7 protein-coding genes are annotated in these 18,376 nt (G+C 51.5%); 4 read left to right on the top strand and 3 right to left on the bottom strand.

Going from position 1 to position 18,376, the window contains the following annotated elements; all coding sequences use genetic code 11:
• Positions 1 to 3,567, top strand: a complete 3,567-nt coding sequence (pulA, locus tag D568_RS0103435) for a pullulanase-type alpha-1,6-glucosidase (protein WP_157497603.1) — start codon at positions 1 to 3, stop codon at positions 3,565 to 3,567.
• Positions 3,568 to 3,690: 123 nt separating this feature from the next.
• The gene (locus tag D568_RS20920; RefSeq protein ID WP_020208172.1) at positions 3,691 to 8,034 is read left to right on the top strand and encodes a PAS domain-containing protein; all 4,344 of its coding nucleotides are present in this window, start codon (positions 3,691 to 3,693) and stop codon (positions 8,032 to 8,034) included.
• A gap of 51 nt (positions 8,035 to 8,085) precedes the next feature.
• On the opposite strand, the gene D568_RS0103425 is transcribed toward D568_RS20920, so the two are convergent.
• The 3 genes from D568_RS0103425 to D568_RS0103415 all read right to left on the bottom strand — a co-directional run bounded on the left by D568_RS0103425 (position 8,086) and on the right by D568_RS0103415 (position 13,118).
• Positions 8,086 to 11,208 carry an efflux RND transporter permease subunit gene (locus D568_RS0103425; protein ID WP_020208171.1) on the bottom strand — a complete coding sequence of 1,041 codons (3,123 nt, stop codon included), beginning with the start codon at positions 11,206 to 11,208 and terminating at the stop codon, positions 8,086 to 8,088.
• Positions 11,209 to 11,211: 3 nt separating this feature from the next.
• The gene (locus tag D568_RS0103420) at positions 11,212 to 12,393 is read right to left on the bottom strand and encodes an efflux RND transporter periplasmic adaptor subunit (protein ID WP_020208170.1); all 1,182 of its coding nucleotides are present in this window, start codon (positions 12,391 to 12,393) and stop codon (positions 11,212 to 11,214) included.
• Positions 12,394 to 12,512: 119 nt separating this feature from the next.
• Positions 12,513 to 13,118, bottom strand: coding sequence for a TetR/AcrR family transcriptional regulator (locus D568_RS0103415; protein WP_020208169.1), 606 nt, complete (start codon positions 13,116 to 13,118; stop codon positions 12,513 to 12,515).
• Between the two features lie 245 nt (positions 13,119 to 13,363).
• Here D568_RS0103415 and D568_RS20915 point away from each other — a divergent pair, with 245 nt between their 5' ends.
• On the top strand, positions 13,364 to 14,203 hold the full coding sequence (locus D568_RS20915; protein WP_020208168.1) for an NHL repeat-containing protein: 840 nt from the start codon (positions 13,364 to 13,366) through the stop codon (positions 14,201 to 14,203).
• Positions 14,204 to 14,244: 41 nt separating this feature from the next.
• The gene (locus tag D568_RS0103400) at positions 14,245 to 18,348 is read left to right on the top strand and encodes a DUF7933 domain-containing protein (protein ID WP_020208167.1); all 4,104 of its coding nucleotides are present in this window, start codon (positions 14,245 to 14,247) and stop codon (positions 18,346 to 18,348) included.
• The last annotated feature ends 28 nt before the right edge of the window (positions 18,349 to 18,376 follow it).

Here is an 18,376-nt window from a genome sequence, read left to right as displayed (position 1 = left end):
ATGCGCTCTATTACGCTTGGCGTTTTTATCAGCGCCGCTATGCTCAGTGCCTGCGGTGGCAGTGACAGCGACGACCACTCGGTCTCATCCAGCAGTATCGAATCTTCAAGTTCTTCCAGTGTATCTTCCTCCAGCGTGTCCAGTTCTTCCAGCTCGGTGCCGAGCATGGAGTTGCCGGTCGCGCTCAGCGATACCCAGGCCATCGTGTTTTATTCTCGCGAGGATGGAAACTACGACGATTGGGGTTTGCACTTATGGAATAACGCCGCCTGCGGTGCGCTCGCAGACTCTGCAGTAGAAGGCGTCACCTGGGACACCCCCATGGCCCCTACAGGTATCGATGAAACCTACGGCGCTTACTATGTTTTAGACTTGGCGCAGGCGACAAGCGAAGGCGGTTGCGTTAACTTTATTGTGCACCAAGGTGACAATAAAGCACTGGGCGAAAACGATTTAATACTCGATTTAGAGCGCGGCAATATTGCCCTTACCCAGCACGGTTTAGCCAGCATTGAATACCCGCAAGACGACAGTGGCGAAGCGCCTTTGCCCTTTACCTTAAGCGACACCCAGGCCGCTATTTTTTACACCCGCGCCGATGGCGAGTACGAAGGCTGGGGCCTGCACTTGTGGAACGGCGGCGACTGTAACGCCCTGGCGGACAACAGCGTTAACGGCATTACCTGGGATAACCCCATGCCCGCCACCGGCGTCGATGCCGAGCGCGGTGCTTACTATGTATTGGATTTAAACAACCCCGGCGGTTGCATCAATTTTATTTTGCACAAGGGCGATGAAAAAGCGCTGGGCGACGCCGATTTGGCGATGGACTTAACCCAGGGCAATATCGCCTATACCGAACACGGCTCCAGCGCCATTATTTACCAGGGCGAACAAGGCCCTGCGCAAATCACTCTTTCGGGTTACGCCGCCCACTGGGTAGACGCCGACACCCTGGTCTGGGCTGCACCCGCCAACGCCAGCCGCATAATGTTGCACGCCGAGAGCGCGGGCGAGATTAATGTAAACAATAATGAACTCACGGGCGGTACAGGCGTTGAATTAACCGCGGGCGAACTCAGCCCCACCAGCGCGGAAAAATTCCCTCATATTGCCAGCTGGCAAGCGTTTAAGATTCCGGTTAACGGCATCGATAGCCAGGCTTGGCTAGCCGGTGAACTGGTAGCCAGCGCCTACGACAGCGACGGCAATTTACTCAAAGCCACCAGCGTGCAAACACCGGGGGCGCTGGATGCCTACTTTACCACCGACGCCAAACTGGGCAGCTGGATTGACGGCGGCAATACGCACTTTGCCGTTTGGGCACCCACCGCGCGTAACATGACCCTGGAAGTTTTTGCCACGGTAAGTGATGAGCCCAGCGCAACCCACACCATGAGCCAAACCGATGAAGGCGTGTGGCAAGCCAGCGTAGAAGGCGACCTACACGGCCAGTATTACCGCTATCGGTTCGATGTGTACCACTACTTAACTGACTCGGTAGAAAGCCTGACCACCACCGACCCTTACGCGCTCAACCTGTCCAGCAACAGCACTCTGGCCCAGGTGGTGGATTTAAACCGCGCCGACACCCAGCCCAGTGGTTGGAGTAATCACAGCGTGCCGCCACTGGCCGCCCCCGAAGACTCAGTGATTTACGAGGTGCATATTCGCGATTTCTCGGCGTTGGACGCCAGCACCCCCGAAGCCCATCGCGGTAAATACTTAGCCTTTAGCGCTGCCGACAGTGCGCCGGTTAATCACCTGCGCGATTTGCAGCAAGCGGGGCTGAACACCATTCACCTACTGCCCACCTTTGATATCGCCACCGTCAACGAAGACGAGAGTATGCGGGTAGATATTACCGACACTGTGGGCGACTTATGTGCCCTAAACGCCAGCGCGGCTATCTGCGGTTCCGCCGACAGCAGTGCAACCATCGAATCTGTGTTGGCGGGCTTTGACCCCACAAGCGCCGAGGCGCAAGCGCTGATGAATAATGTGCGCGGGCTGGACTCGTTTAATTGGGGCTACGACCCCTTCCACTACACCGCCCCCGAAGGCAGCTACGCCACGCAAAGCGAAGGTTTTGCCCGCATTGTAGAGTTTCGCCAGATGGTGCAATCACTGCACGAGATGGGCCTGCGCGTGGTAATGGACGTGGTCTACAACCACACCAACGCGTCGGGCCTGGGAGATAAATCCGTGTTGGATAAGTTAGTACCTGGCTACTACCACCGCCGCAACGAACTATCGGGCGCGGTAGAAATGTCCTCTTGCTGCGACAACACCGCCAGCGAACACGAGATGATGGAAAAGCTGATGGTGGACTCGCTGGTGGTTTGGGCCGATGCCTACAAAATTGACGGCTTCCGCTTTGATTTAATGGGCCATCATATGCGCGAAGATATTCTCGCTGCCCGCGATGCCGTGCAAGCGGTGGATGCCGACAGCTATTTTTACGGCGAGGGCTGGAACTTCGGCGAAGTGGCCGACAGCCGCCGGGGCGTTAATGCCATCCAAAATAATATGGCAGGCACCGGCGTGGGCAGTTTTAACGACCGCATTCGCGATGCGGTACGAGGCGGTGGCCCCTTCGACAGTGGCGACGCCATTCGCCGCAACCAGGGCTATGGCACCGGCTTGTTCCATTACCCCAACAACTTAAATTCAGGCGCCGAGAGCGAACGCGAGGCATTAACGGATTTAACCGACCGCTTGCGAGTAAACCTGGCGGGCAGCTTAAAAACCTACCCTTTGGTGGATCGCAACGGCGACCCAACCACCGGCGGCGAAGTGCCCTACTTTGACCTCAATGCCGGCTACACCGAAGACCCGCAGGAGAGCATCAATTATATCTCCAAGCACGACAATCAAACCCTGTGGGATAACCTGCAATACAAAGCGCCCAGCACGTTAACCGCGGCCGAGCGTGTGCGTATGCAGAACTTCTCGCTCAGTGTGCCTATGCTGGCTCAGGGCATTCCGTTTATCCATATGGGCGTAGATTTGCTGCGATCCAAATCCATGCAGCGCGACAGCTACGATTCCGGCGATTGGTTTAACCGCGTAGATTTTACCGGCCAGAGCAACAACTGGAATATGGGCCTGCCCCGCGAGGACAAAGACGGCAGCAACTGGCCCCTAATTGGTGAGATTATCGCGGATGAACAGGCCGCGCCCTCGGCGGAGCATATCGACACCGCGCGCCAACTGTTTCAAGAGTGGCTCGCCATTCGCACCAGCTCGCCGCTGTTTCGGTTGCGCAACGCCAGTGAAGTAGAGCAAACGCTTGCGTTTCACAACACCGGCAGCGAGCAGCTACCGGGAGTTATTGTTATGAGCCTCACAGACGAGTTGCAACGCGACCCTAATTACGATGCAATAGTCGTGGTGTTTAACCCGAGCTCGCAGTCGGTTAACATTGCTAACCCTTTAACCGGAGATTTCACTTTACATCCAGTTCAATTCAACTCTGTGGATGCCACTATCCGCAGCGCAGCAATTGAAGGCTCAGAGCTTACCGTACCCGCCCTGACCACTGCGGTATTTACTAAAGCTAAGTAATTACTTGTCCTAAAGGGCTGGACCTTGGTCCGGTTCAGCCCTACTAGCATCAACTCTTGTTATTAAGGCGCGCGCATTTTTACGCTATAGTTGCTAAAACTCATTAGCACTAAGCCATTACTCATGCGCGCCACCTCTATTTCTACAAGTGCAAGCAACCAGCGGTTGTTCATCTCTCGCACTTACTACCTAGTCATCTCCCTCATTGTGGGCATTACCGCCCTTGCAAGCGGCTACTATATAGATCGGCTCAACTATGAAAACCATCTGCACCAAGTCAGGGCTCAAACTCAGGACGACCTCGCACTGCTGCGGGCCAGGCTGGAAGGCAATATCAACGCAAGCCTGCAAACGGTGCAAGGGTTAGTCGCCGCCATTCAGGTTAACCCTGACATGACGCAACCTGTATTCAGCCACTACGCAAAGCATTTATTCGGCAGCAACAGCTTACTCAGAAACATCGGTGGCGCCCCCGACTTAACCCTTTCACTGATTTATCCCTACGAAGACAACAAGGCGGCGCTCGGTCTCCATTACTTTGAGCACCCTCAGCAAAAACTTGCCGTACAAAAGACTATCGCCTCTGGAAAAATGACCATAGATGGCCCTTTACAGCTTTTACAAGGAGGCCAAGGGCTAATTGGCCGTATACCCGTTTATGATGATAAAAACCAGTTTTGGGGTATCGTTTCAGCGGTAATCGACCTTAATGCGCTCTATCGACGTAGCAGCTTAGATCAGCAACACGAAATAGACATAAGCATTCGGCGAGAGAAATCCGATGCAGCTTTTTGGGGGGACGATAGCATCGCTCAAAGCGATCCAGTCACGGCTCAGGTAGACTTACCGGGCGATCGCTGGTATTTATCCGCAACCCCCAAAAACGGCTGGCCAGATCAGGCTCCTAATGCTACCGCTTTGCGCATGGCGATATTTCTAGTGGCCTGCCTAATCCTAGCGCCACTGCTCTGGGTTATATATCTGCACGAATTGCGTCGTGGCACCGAGCAACGACTACACACTTTATTCAATTTCTCCCCTCTAGCGCTCTCGCTGCATGACTACAAAAGTGGCGAGTTCCTAGACGCTAACCCGGCATTACTGCAGTACTGTGGATACATTCATGACGATTTACGACATTTGACCGTATACGATTTAATCTGCGAATCTGATACTGATAAATTACAGTCACTACGCAACAACTTGCGTGACCAAGGAAGGTTTGGCCCCGCGCAACTGAAATATCGGCGCCGTAACGGGCAGATATTTTCGGTGCAATTAAGCAGTGTATTGGTAAAAGACCAACAGGGCCGCCAGCTGGTCTGGAGCATTGCCGAAGATATCAGCGAGCAGCTGGAGCAGGCGCGCAAACTCGAAGAACAGCGCAAACAACTGGAACTGGTGATCGAAAGCACAGAGGTCGGCATTTGGGACTGGGATATCCCCAGTGGAAAGGTCGCTTTTAACGAGCGCTGGGCCAATATTATTGGCTATACGCTAAAAGAGCTAGAGCCGGTGTTTATTGGCACTTGGCACAAGCATGTACATCCAGACGATTTACTAACGTCAAAACAAAGCTTGAAACGTCACTGGAATGGGGACGAAAATAAATATACCTGTGAGTGTCGTATGCGGCACAAGGATGGACATTGGGTATGGGTTAATGATACCGGCGAAGTGGTCGAGTGGAGTGACGATGGTAGCCCCAAACGCATGGTTGGCACACACTTGGATATTACAAAGCACAAAGAAGCGCTTCACGCCATGGAGCTATCGCAACGCGAGTTAAACCAGTACTTCAAGAACGCTAATTCATTTTTGTGTATTGCTAACAGTGATGGGATGTTTGAGCGAGTTAATCGGCACTTTACAACAGCTCTCGGATACACAGAACAAGAACTTTTACTGACGCCGATAGTCGATTTTTTACACCCAGACGATATTCAGCCGACTGTTGATGCATTGCAAATGCTGATCAGCGGAAAAGCCCTGAACTCTTTTAAAAACCGCTATCGCCACCGTGACGGACGGTATATTTCATTACTTTGGAGCTCTAACGCAGACTCAGAAACCGGAAAGCTCTACGCTTCAGCTATCGACATAACCGAGCAGGAAGGCTATGCCAAAAAGGTTGAGCGTCAGAGCGAAATGTTAGAGGCTATGAGCGAACTAGGTAACATTGGAGCTTGGGAAGTCGATTTAGTTAAAGGAACTCTTTACTGGTCAGACATGACCAAAAAAATTCATGAGGTCCCCGACGATTATCAGCCAGATATGGAAACCGGTATGGAATTCTATAAGGCAGGAGAAAACCGGGAACGAATCCAGAAATTAGTCGAAACCACCATAAATCAAGGTACACAATTTCAAGACGAACTGATTCTCGTGACTGCAAATAACCGTGAGAAGTGGATCTCGACCACTGGTAAGGCTGTGATAGAAAACGGACAGTGCGTACGCATGTTCGGTTCATTTCAAGATATACACGAGCGAAAATTAGCTGAATTTGCGCTGCAGAGCGCGAAAGTGGAAGCAGAGTCTGCCGCGCGTTCAAAAAGTGAATTCCTCGCCATGATGAGCCACGAAATACGTACCCCCATGAATGGGGTGCTGGGAATGCTAAACCTTTTACAAAACTCTGACTTACATGAACCAGACCTGCACAAAATTCACATCGCAAAAACCAGTGCGGAGTCTTTGCTGACTATTATCAACGATATTTTAGACTTTTCGAAAGTGGAGGCAGGAAAATTAGAACTGGAGCAAACCGACTTTGAACTGCACCAGTTTCTCGATGGTTTCTGCCATACCATGGCGATGCGAGCACAAAACAAAGGACTGGAGCTTGTCATCGATAAAGCGGATTTGTCGCAAACAAGCGCTAACGGTGATTGCGGCCGGCTACAACAAATACTCACGAACTTAGTGGGTAATGCCATTAAGTTCACTTCACAAGGTAGTATCTACATTCAGTGCCAAAGCCATGTAAAAGACAACGAATTACATTTTTCAGCACAAATACATGACACCGGCATCGGTATTCCAGACGACAAGATCCAACAACTGTTCGACCCTTTTTCTCAGCTTGATGCGTCCACCACCAGGCGTTTTGGTGGCTCCGGCTTGGGACTGGCAATATGCCGCCAACTGACTCATTTAATGCGTGGCGATATCAGTGCATACAGCACAGAAGGAGAAGGATCTACCTTTGAATTCAATGTCCGCTTGGGGCTTGCGTCAAAAACGCTCTTCCGCTCACCCGATCTATCCGTACATCGTCCCAAAATATTAATCCATACCCCCAGCACATTGCTCGCCGATAGCCTTAGCCGGCAATTTCAAAGCTGGGGAGTTTGCGTACGGTTAACTAACGTAGAAGATGACCTTCTCTCTTTACCCCGAGAACGTTTCGACCTCGCTCTTATTGACAGTAAATGCTCAGACAAAGCCCTAAACAAGCTGATTGAGTTAAAAGAAAATCAATCAATAACCTTACTTTCCTCAATGATAGGTCTCAGCGAGGCCTTTCAACGGCACCATGTTGACCATTATCTGTACAAACCTGTTAGTACTGTAAGCCTGATGCAATTATTGAGTGACATCTGCCCACATACTGGATTTCTACACACAAAGCCCGCTCCCAAAGATACAAAAAGCAACTCCCTCCCAAACACATGGCCGGAAAATACCCGTATTCTTTTGGTGGAAGACAACTCCATTAATCAGCAGGTGGCAAAGCTTATGCTCGAAGAGTTGAGCTTAAACGCCGACTGCGCTGGCAATGGTCAGGAAGCCTTAGTTGCTCTGCGGCAATCACCCGCCCAACATCCCTACACGCTCATCCTTATGGACTGCCAGATGCCAGAAATGGACGGCTTTGAAGCCACAGAAGCAATTCGCAAAGGTGATGCTGGTGAGCGTTATCGCAACACCCCGATCGTTGCGCTGACAGCCAACGCCATGCAAGGGGATCGGGAACTGTGCTTGCAAAAGGGGATGAATGACTATTTAAGCAAACCCATTCAGGGTCAATCGCTGCACTCAACGCTACACCACTGGCTATTGCACAAAAGCCAGCAGCCATCGATACCTAAACCTAAACTACCAGAGAAAAGTGCTGAGGCTGCCCTTTGGGATCAAGACACAGCTCTAAAAAGCTTATTCAATAAGAGAGAGTTTTTACAGAACCTGCTCACTCAGTTTATTAACACCGCCAACGACAAACTCAACTCTTTTGAAAACGCAGTAAATGACCAAGATACTGATGCAATCAATCGGCTGGCCCACAGCTTAAAAGGCAGTGCCGGTCAGCTCAAAGCGCACCGTTTACAAGACATATGCCAGCAAATCGAACACGCCGCACAAGAGCAAAATATAAACCTCATTAACACCTTGAAAGTCGATTTCAGCTCAACCTTGACAAAAACGCTGGACGCCTTTCAAGAGTTCATAGAACCAGTCCAATAAAAAAAGGCGGCCATTAGGCCGCCTTTTTACCCTGGAAAATTTCCTAGCTCACTAAAGCTCGTCTCTCTTTTTCGGTGAAATCCATTCACCAAATTTCACCACCACGACATAAAACAGCGGTACAAAAAAGATTGCCAGGAAGGTGGCAGAAATAATCCCACCAAGCACTGCGGTACCAATGGCGTTCTGCGCACCAGAGCCGGCACCGGTGCTGATCGCCAGCGGCGTAACACCCAGGCCAAACGCCAGCGACGTCATAATGATGGGGCGCAAACGCATCCGCACCGCCTCCATAGTTGCTTTAATCAGATCCATACCTTCTTCGTACAAATCTTTGGCAAACTCCACAATCAAAATCGCGTTTTTCGCCGACAGACCCACCGTGGTGAGTAGCCCCACCTGGAAGTAAACGTCGTTAGACAAACCGCGCCCCATGGCAAACAACAGCGCACCGAGAACACCCAACGGCACGACCAGCATCACCGAGAAAGGCACTGACCAACTCTCGTACAACGCGGCCAAACACAGGAACACCACCAGAATCGACAGAGCGTAAAGCATTGGTGCCTGGTCACCGGATTCTTTCTCTTGCAGAGACATACCGGTCCATTCAAAGCCGATACCGGGCGGTAACTGTGCGGCCAGACTTTCCATAATCTCCATTGCTCGACCAGAGCTGACGCCGGGTGCGCCTTGGCCTTGAATATTTAACGAAGACACGCCGTTATAGCGCTCCAACCTTGGCGATCCGTAAACCCAACGGCCTGTTGAGAACGCCGAGAAAGGCACCATTTCGCCGGCACCATTGCGTACATACCAGTCGCCGACATCCTCGGGCATCATGCGATAAGGCGCATCACCCTGCACATACACCCGTTTAATACGACCGTTATCAATAAAGTCATTGACGTAAGACGCGGCCCAGGCTGTGGAAAATACACTGTTGATTTGGCTGATGGATACGCCTAACGCAGAGGCTTTTTCAAAATCAATATCCAGCTTAAATTGCGGCGTGTCTTCCTGGCCGTTGGGACGAACACCAACCAACTCAGACTCCTGCGAGGCCATGCCCAGCAACTGGTTACGCGCATTCATCAAGGCTTCGTGCCCCACGCCTCCCAAGTCTTTAAGTTGTAAATTAAAGCCGGAAGCCGTACCCAACTGAATGATCGGGGGCGGTGCAAAAGGGAATACCATGGCTTCTTTAATGGTCATAAAGTAGCCCATGGCACGCCCGGCCAGGGACTGTACATCCTGCCCCTCTTCACCGCGCTCTTCCCAATCGCGTAACTTCACAAAGGCAATACCATTGTTCTGACCGCGTCCGCTAAAGCTAAAACCGATCACCGAGAATACCGATTCCACCACAGCTTTTTCTTGCTGTAAGTAATAATTCTCGACGCGATCCATTACCTCAATCGAGCGCTCTTTGGTGGCATTCACCGGCAGTGTCATTTGCGTAAACATAATGCCCTGATCTTCGTCGGGCAAAAACGAGCCAGGTAAACGACCAAACATTAAACCGAGTACCACGACAATGGCCAGATACACCAGCATAAAGCGGCTTTTGCGCGCTAAAATACCTTTAACACTGTTCTGATAACCATTGGATGAACGATCAAAAAAGCGGTTAAACCAGCCAAAAAAGCCTTTTTTGTCGTAGTGACCATCGCTGGTCGGTTTAAGCATAATGGCGCACAACGCCGGGGTTAGCGTTAACGCCACCACCACCGACAACACCATCGCCGATACAATCGTGATAGAGAACTGACGGTAAATAACGCCGGTCGAGCCACCAAAGAAAGCCATGGGCACAAACACCGCCGACAACACCAAGGCGATACCAATCAGCGCCCCGGTAATCTGATCCATGGATTTACGCGTGGCTTCGCGCGGCGGCAATTTGTCCTCGTGCATTACCCGTTCGACGTTTTCCACCACCACAATGGCATCGTCCACCAGCAAGCCGATAGCAAGCACCATGGCAAACATGGTCAGGGTGTTAATGCTGAAACCAAAGGCTTCCAGAATCGCGAAAGTACCCAACAGCACTACAGGAATGGCAATGGTCGGAATTAAGGTGGCGCGGAAGTTCTGCAAGAACAGGTACATCACCAAAAACACCAACACCACCGCTTCAATCAGCGTATGCACCACGCCTTCAATTGAAAGCTTTACGAACGGCGTAGTATCGAACGGATAGACCACCTCCACTGAATCCGGGAAGAAGGGTTTTAACTCATCAATACGTTCACGTACGCCTTCAGCCGTTTCCAGGGCGTTCGCACCCGATGCCAAGGTAATGGCTAAACCTGTCGCCGCCTGGCCGTTATATTCGGTTTCAAACTGATAATTCTCGCCGCCCAGCTCAACTCGGGCGACGTCACCCATACGAACTTGTGAGCCGTCTTCATTAACCCGCAATAAAATATTGCGAAATTGCTCGGGTGTTTCCAGGCGTGACTGAACCACAATACTGGCATTCACGTCCTGGCCAGGTAGTGCCGGTGCTCCACCTAATTCACCCGCTGCAATTTGAACGTTCTGCGAGCGAATGGCCGCTACCACATCTTCACTGGTTAACTTGTAGGTAGCCAGCTTGTCTGCATTCAGCCAAATTCGCATGGCGTACTGCGAGCCAAATATCGTAATGTCGCCCACACCACCCACTCGACTGAGAGGCTCACGAACGTTTGCGGCTACATAATCCGCAATATCGTATTTATCCAAACTGTTATCGGTAGAAACAAAGCCCAATACCAACAAGAAACCAGCCGAGGATTTATTCACCCGAATCCCCTGCTGCTGTACCTCTTGGGGCAAGAGCGTCATAGCGCCCTGCAGCTTATTCTGCACCTGTACCTGAGCGATGTCCGGGTCAGTGCCGGCGTCAAAGGTCACAGTAATTTGGCCAACACCAGAGGAGTCACTGGTCGAGGACATATACTGAACGTTATCAATACCGGTCAGGTTCTGCTCGATGATTTGCACCACCGAATCTTCCACCACTTTGGCCGATGCACCCGGGTAAGAGGTACGAATTTCAACCGACGGCGGCGCCACCTCGGGGTACTGTGAAATTGGCAGCGTGTTGATGGCCAACGCCCCCGCCAACATAATGATGATTGAGATCACCCAGGCAAAGACTGGGCGATCGATAAAAAACTTCGCCATAATTTACTCTCCCTGAGCGCTGCCTTCTTCGATGGTTGTCACCTGCGCACCGGGGCGGACTTTTTGCAGCCCGGCAACGATGACCCGATCACCGGCGCTCACGCCACTTTCAACCAACCAATGACTGCCCACAGCACGGTTTGCCGTGATGGGCCGAGGCTCAACGTTATTTTCAGCGTTCACCAGCATCACACTGGCGTTACCTTCCCGGTCGCGTTGTACAGCGCGCTGCGGCACTAGCACCGCGTTACTGCGCACACCTTCAGCCAGTTCTGCTCGTACAAACATGCCCGGCATTAGCATGCTGTCCGGGTTTTCAAACAGCGCACGAACTACCACGGTCCCTGTGCTCTCGTTCACGCTCACATCGGAAAACTGCAATTCGCCCACATGGGGGTATTCGCTACCGTCTTCCATAATCAGTTTCACTTTAGGTGTTTCGGCACGAGAAACTTTGCCGTTTTGCACATCGCGGCGCATTTGCAAAATGCGGCTTGCCGACTGCGACACATCCACATAGATCGGATCCAGCTGGTTGATCGTGGTCAACACAGCCGCCTGCTGAGCAGACACCAATGCGCCCTCAGTAACACTGGAAATACCGATGCGACCGCTAATGGGTGCCTTTACTTCGGTGTAACGCAAATCAATTTCAGCCGTACGTAAAGCCGCTTCGGCCACCGCGACATCGGCTTTTGCCTGGTCGTAAGCTCCTAACGCATCGTCGTAATCCTGCTGGCTCACGGCTTTTTCAGACAGCAAGTTCTTATAACGCTTCTCACGGGCCTCGGTGGTAGAAACATTGGCACGGGCGCGAGCTAATTGCGCTTTGGCGTTAGCCACAGCGGCTTCATAACGCGCTGCATCAATCTGATACAGTTGTTGCCCCTGTTCAACAAAGGCGCCTTCGGTAAACAGACGCTTTTCAATAATACCGTTCACCTGAGGGCGAACTTGGGCTTTGCGAAAAGCAACTGCCCGACCAGGAAGCTCTACATTCAAATCTACCTCCTGCTCCTGTAGTGTCACTACCGTTACCTCAGGTGGAGGCATAGCCCCTGCCCCACCTGCGGCTGGAGCGTCGGCTGATTTTCCACACGCGCTCAGCAATGCCACAGACAAAGCCAAAGCTATGACTGACCGACTATGGCTTAGCGCGCCTTTCCCAATTGAACGTAACAACATTTGCAGCTCCTTTGTGGCAGGTCAAAACCTGCGGTAACAATAAAAATCTGACGCCCAGATGAACAATCGTTCATTATCAGGCAAATAGAAGCAGGCTGGTAAGCCTGTTTAACAAAACTTTAGGGATGTGTACTAATCGCGTCCCAGCTGGCCGCTATTAGCGCGTTCAGGTCATCATTGGTCACACAGACAATCCCCAGATAATGCCCCCGTGCGAGATCGCACAGCGGGTCAATGCACAGCGCGCACAGAAATTCATCGCCCAGGGGTTTGATCATGCCCAACTCACGCCCACTGGCGAATAAGTCCAGCATCGGCTGGAACACAGCCAGCAGCGTACTGCGCTGATCTAACAGCGCCTGCGGGTCTTTACCCTGATGGCCAAACAATAAATCTGGCGGCATGGTGTCAAACTGAGCCTTGCTGAGCATAATTTCGGGACAATCACGATGGAAGGACCACAGGTTTTCCATCATGCGTCGATACTGCTCAAATAAGGGCAAACTGGCATCGTAGTTAACGAACAGGCGGCGTGCGACCTCGCTCAAGATGTCTTCATGCAGCTTACGGATCAGGTCATCTTTATCTTCAAAATACAGATAGATCGTACCCGCAGCGACACCGGCCTTCTCCGCCAACTGCTTCATCGAAAAACCATGCAAACCACGCTCAGCCAGCAAACATAGCGTGGCATGCAATATGGAACGGCGCTTATCGTCGGCCATACATCACCCGAGAAAATGAACAATCGTTCATTTTAAACGCCTAGCGGCATGAGGTAAAGCCCATACTGGAACCGGGCAGCCAGGAGCACCCCCAGCCGCTGCTGCATCCACGATCCTCCTCAAAAAAGCTAAAAAATCACTCAAAAAGCCACCAATCAGTACAATTACTGGTCGAACCTATAACATTTAAGTTAAAATCCAACTCAATTTATAAAACAAATTTATATCCTGTTGGGGGAACTTTTATGTCACGCAAAATCCTGCTGGGCGGTGTCTTCGCTTCTCTATCGTCTTTTACTTTCGCCGATAACGTCATCTCTGATGATGTTGTTGTGGATGGCAGTGCATGTATCGGGCTGGACTGTGTCAACGGAGAGCATTTTTCGTTCGACACCATGATATTTAAAGAAAATAATTTGCGACTGTTTTTCAATGACACAAGCACCTCCGCCAGCTTTCCCACAAACGATTGGCGAATCGTTATCAATGACCCTGAAAACGCCGGGCGCAGTCATTTCTCTATAGAAGACTCGACAGCCGGCCGTGAAAACCTAACGATAATGGCCGGAGCTCCGGAGAACAGTCTATTTATCGACAGTAACGGCAACACCGGTTTCGGCAGTGATTCACCGCAACAAGCCATTCATGTGGTAACCGATAACACCCCCGGCATTCGTATTGAACAAGATGGATCGGCCGGGTTTCCCGTCGCACAGTGGGATATCACTGTCAATGAGAACGGCATTCACTTTTCCACAGATGGTATCGAGCGTGCTGCCATAGATTCTGCTGGAAATCTTTACGTATCTGGCACTGTTCACTCAAGCCAAGGCGCCGGCCCGTTCCCCGATTATGTATTCGCCCATGACTATCCTCTTATGCCCTTAGGTGAGTTGCATCAATACGTTCGCAGCAATAGTCACCTCCCGGGCATTCCTTCAGCCTCCCAAGTCAGTAAAGAAGGCCTGAACCTGACAGAAATGCAGGTACAGCTTTTGAAAAAAGTGGAAGAACTCACGCTCTACACGATTCAACAGCAAGCACAGATAGACAGCCTAAAGTCACAGCTTAACGCTGTGCACTAATTCGTGATACGTCTATCAACCTACCGCTAGCGAGTCAAACCATGAGAATCGCCAAACACTTTTTATACCTACTGGCAATAGTCGCACCGCTAAGCCATGCCCAATCAACCATTGATGTCAATTTTTCACCGGCGAGTATAGGGCCGGGCAGCCAAGCCTACCTGGACTTTACTCTGGCCAATACTTCCCTCGATCCCGTTACAGATCAATCTTTTTCTGTCACCTTACCGGCCGCCGTTACAGTGGCCTCTGGGCGCATTCAAAACAGCTGTTTGGGTGCACTCAACGCACCAAAGGGAACAGGCAGCATTAGTTTCTCAAACGGTCGGCAAGGTGAAGATACAAGCTGTTCCATGCGCATACCGGTTACCAGCAGTACAGTGGGCACTCATTCACTTACCCCTGTCACCCTTAACCACAGCGCTGGCAGTGCCACTTCTGGCACAACAGAGCTCACTATTGATTCTGAAATCCCAGGCTTAACCCTCTCTGCATCGCCAAATAATGTAAACTACGGGGCCGAATCGAGACTGACTTTTACAATCGATAACCGTTTAAGCAGCACTCAGGTCTCTGATTTATCCCTGCGCGCCCCACTGCCCGCTGGAGTCAGCTTTGCCGCAAACCCCGATCTAGAAACAGATTGCAAGCACAATTTAATCCCGCCCTCTACCTTTAGCAGCGAAAACAACACACTTATCTATGGCTATTACGGTACTAATATTTATCCTGCGGTAGCCGCTGGTGATACGTGTACGATTGCGTTTAACATCAGAGTTACCTCGGCCCCTGAAGTCACGGTTAGCAGCACACATTTTGAAGCTTCATTGTCATTAAAGCCTGGTCACGCCAGCGTAGATATCGCCGTAACCAGCTCCGGATTAAACGTATCGTCTAGCATCAGCCCGACGTTTATTTCCCCCGGCCAAACGGCCACCTTGACTTACACGGTTACCAACACCAATCGGCGCTCTGAGGTCTCGGACGTCAACTTTAATACCGACCTTAACGCAGCCTTGAGTGGTTTAACGGCCTCAGGGCTGCCGCAAAACGATATTTGTGGTGTCGGCAGCAGCTTAAGTGGCTCATCACTGCTTAGCGCAAGCAACCTTAATATACCCGCTGGCAGTAGCTGCTCTTTCAGCACGACCATCAATATTCCTGCCACTGCCCCTTCAGGAGGGCACGCACTGCACCACACCTCACCAACAGGACTTATTGATGGCGCTCCCACTAGCGGCATTGCCAGTGCCCAGCCTATTGAAATTCAAAATAGTTTATTGGTTTCTAAAGCCTTCGTAACACCTGTGGTGGGGGCTGGCAATGAAGTGGACTTGGCGTTCACCCTGACCAACCCTGACCCTGTAAACGCTACCAGTGACATTTACATCGTCAATCCTTTACCCACAGAAGTCGCTAATTTGACGGCTTTACCCGCCGCTGGGGCCTGTAACGGTAGTGGCAACTTTTATTACACCTATCCATCCGGCTCTGATCCCCTGTCGTTTATAATTGACAGCGTCGTCCTTGCCGCCGGCTCTAGCTGCACTTTTTCCACCCGGTTACTGATTGATGAAAATGCGGGGGCCAACACCGCCCTAGAAATCGGAACCGATCTCGCGACCTACACTTCGAACGGTCAAAGTGATTTAAAAGCACTGGTCCAACAAAACAGCGTTGAAGTCGTCGGCGCTATCGCCGCGAAAATTAGCGCCGAACCACAAACAACCCAACCCGGTGGCTTTATTGATTTCACCATTGCTCTTGGAGGAGGCTCTGAGTCAGAAGTTATCGATCAAGATGTATACCCCAGTTACAGCGACCTGCAGTTTGACCTTGACTTAGCCACACTCATTCCTGGCTTAAGCGCACTCAACACGCCTGTGTCAGGCTGTAACAGCAGCCTCAATGGTACAACGGCATTAAGCCTCAGCGGGGGCACGCTGGCTGCAGGTGAGAGCTGTGAAGTCAACTTCTCCGCTCAAATTCCACCTGACACGGCTTTTGGTCACTATTCCCTTAGCGGTAGCACCGTGCGCTCGACCAGCGCAGGGCAAGCCATGCAAAAAACGTTAAACCCTCTTGAGATCGAAATACCGGGTTTAATCATCAGCACACTAATAAGTGACCAGCCTGCTGAGCCAGGGGATACCCTAACGTTAGCGGTGACTCTCCAAAACGCCTCCAGCACCGATGCCATTTCTAATCTGAGCTTTACTTTCGACCCTAATCAGCTGGCGGGTTCGTTGACGGCCACCTTACCGCCATCCCCCAACCCGCCCTGTGGTGCGAGCTCCGCTATCACTCCAAGTGGTTCTGGGCTTGGCCTCTCGGGTGGCGCATTAAATGCGGGGGAGAGCTGTACGTTCAACATACCTCTTGAGGTTCCTGCCAACATCCTATCCGGTGATTACCACCATATTTTCCAATCAATTTTGTACCAACTCGATGGCAGCTTTATTAACGCCCCAAATCACCCTATTCAGCTATCCATTTTAGCTCCAGGTGATGCGAGAGATTTGGGCGCCACTGCCAATGGCCAAACTCCAACCGGCGTTGACTCGGCAATTGAAACAATGCTTGGTGACGTCAACGGAGACTCCATCAACGATGCGTTACAAGATCACGTCGCCAGTATTATTAGCCCTATAACCGGCTTGCCGGTTTCGCTGGTGTTTGACCCTGCCTGTTCACTGGCCAGTTTCACAATGGTGGATGCAAGCCGTTTAGGTGCCGATGGCAACATTGTCTACCCCGACGGAATCGCCCGCTTTGAACTTCGCGGTTGCAGTGGTTCAGCCATGGAACTGCACCTTCCAGGTGGCAGCACCACCAATGCGACAAACATTCGTAAGTTCGGCATCGAAACCCCCTCCTCCACAGCTGCGCCACACTGGTTTGAGTTCTCAGGGTCAATCGATGCTTCCGCTGAAGTCATTCTTTGGAGCCTCACCGATAATGGCGCTGGAGATCAGTCCCCGAGCGCGAATGTTATTATCGACCCGATCGGTCCTGGCATACACCCAGACCCGGACGGCGACGGTATAGACTCGAGCATTGAACAGCCCTTAGGAGACGTCAACGGAGACAGTATTGACGATTACCTACAGGCCAACGTGATCAGTATTATCAGTCCAGTAACAGGGTTGCCCGTATCGTTAGTATTCGACTCGGCGTGCTCATTAACCAGTTTCACAATGGTCGCCGCAAGCGATCTGGGACCGGATGGCAACTTTATTTACCCCGATGGTGTAGCTCGCTTTGAGCTTCATGGCTGTAGCGGCTCTGATCTAGAGCTTCATTTGCCCGGCAGCAGTATTTCGAGCACCACCCATCTACGCCAGTTCGGCCGTGAGACACCAGGTTCAAGCAGCGCCCCGCATTGGTTTGATTTTGCCGGAAGCATTAACACAGACAATACCGTCATACACTGGGCATTAACCGATAACGCCAACGGCGACCAGTCACCTAGCGCGGACATTATCATTGGCACCATAGGCTCGGCTTATAACACTGACGCCGATGGCGACGGAGTGGCCTCAAGCGTTGAACAGCCTTTAGGTGATGTCAACAACGATGGAATCGATGATTACCTGCAAGCCGGCGTGGCAAGTATTATCAGCCCGGTAACGGGCCTGCCAGTGTCATTAGTTTTCGACAATGACAATTGCAATCTGGTCAGTTTTACGATCATTGACGCAGCGACGCTACCGGACAACGCCCATCATTTGTACCCTGACGGCCTCGCCAGCTTTAGCCTGAGCTGTAGCAGTTCTTATGTCGAAATTCACTGGCCTGGCAGTAGTTTAGAGTACGGATACGCGGTCCATAAATATGGCCCTGTTGCACCTGACTTTACCAGCCCAGACGCTTGGTATGCGTTTCCATCAGCTACTCTAGACACAGACTCAAGGGTGGTGAGTTTTACCCTCACTGACGGGGCTTTAGGGGATGGAACCGCCATCGATGGGTTGCTAGTAGACCCTGTTGGTGTTGCGTCAACCACCACTGAACCTGGGCTAAACCGAAACACCAGTCTACCTGTCAACAATACCTTGGCACTGCTGGCTACACTCGCAGGGTTATTGACGATAGGGTTTTGGGGCCGCCGCAGGCTACTTAAAGTCACTAGCGACCGTCGTTAAGTGAATACCCCCGGCAAGAGCGCTTGCC

The sequence above is a fragment of the Gilvimarinus chinensis DSM 19667 genome (assembly GCF_000377745.1).
GTDB lineage: Bacteria > Pseudomonadota > Gammaproteobacteria > Pseudomonadales > Cellvibrionaceae > Gilvimarinus > Gilvimarinus chinensis.
The sequence above is the reverse complement of the archived record's forward strand: the minus strand, read 5'-3'. Positions and strand labels throughout refer to the sequence as shown.

Bases quoted from the DNA above. Each gene is read 5' to 3' on its own strand.
- D568_RS0103425 (WP_020208171.1), bottom strand. From the start codon at position 11,208: ATGGCGAAGTTTTTTATCGATCGCCCAGTCTTTGCCTGGGTGATCTCA.
- D568_RS0103420 (WP_020208170.1), bottom strand. From the start codon at position 12,393: ATGTTGTTACGTTCAATTGGGAAAGGCGCGCTAAGCCATAGTCGGTCA.
- D568_RS20915 (WP_020208168.1), top strand. From the start codon at position 13,364: ATGTCACGCAAAATCCTGCTGGGCGGTGTCTTCGCTTCTCTATCGTCT.
- pulA (WP_157497603.1), top strand. From the start codon at position 1: ATGCGCTCTATTACGCTTGGCGTTTTTATCAGCGCCGCTATGCTCAGT.
- D568_RS0103415 (WP_020208169.1), bottom strand. From the start codon at position 13,118: ATGGCCGACGATAAGCGCCGTTCCATATTGCATGCCACGCTATGTTTG.
- D568_RS0103400 (WP_020208167.1), top strand. From the start codon at position 14,245: ATGAGAATCGCCAAACACTTTTTATACCTACTGGCAATAGTCGCACCG.
- D568_RS20920 (WP_020208172.1), top strand. From the start codon at position 3,691: ATGCGCGCCACCTCTATTTCTACAAGTGCAAGCAACCAGCGGTTGTTC.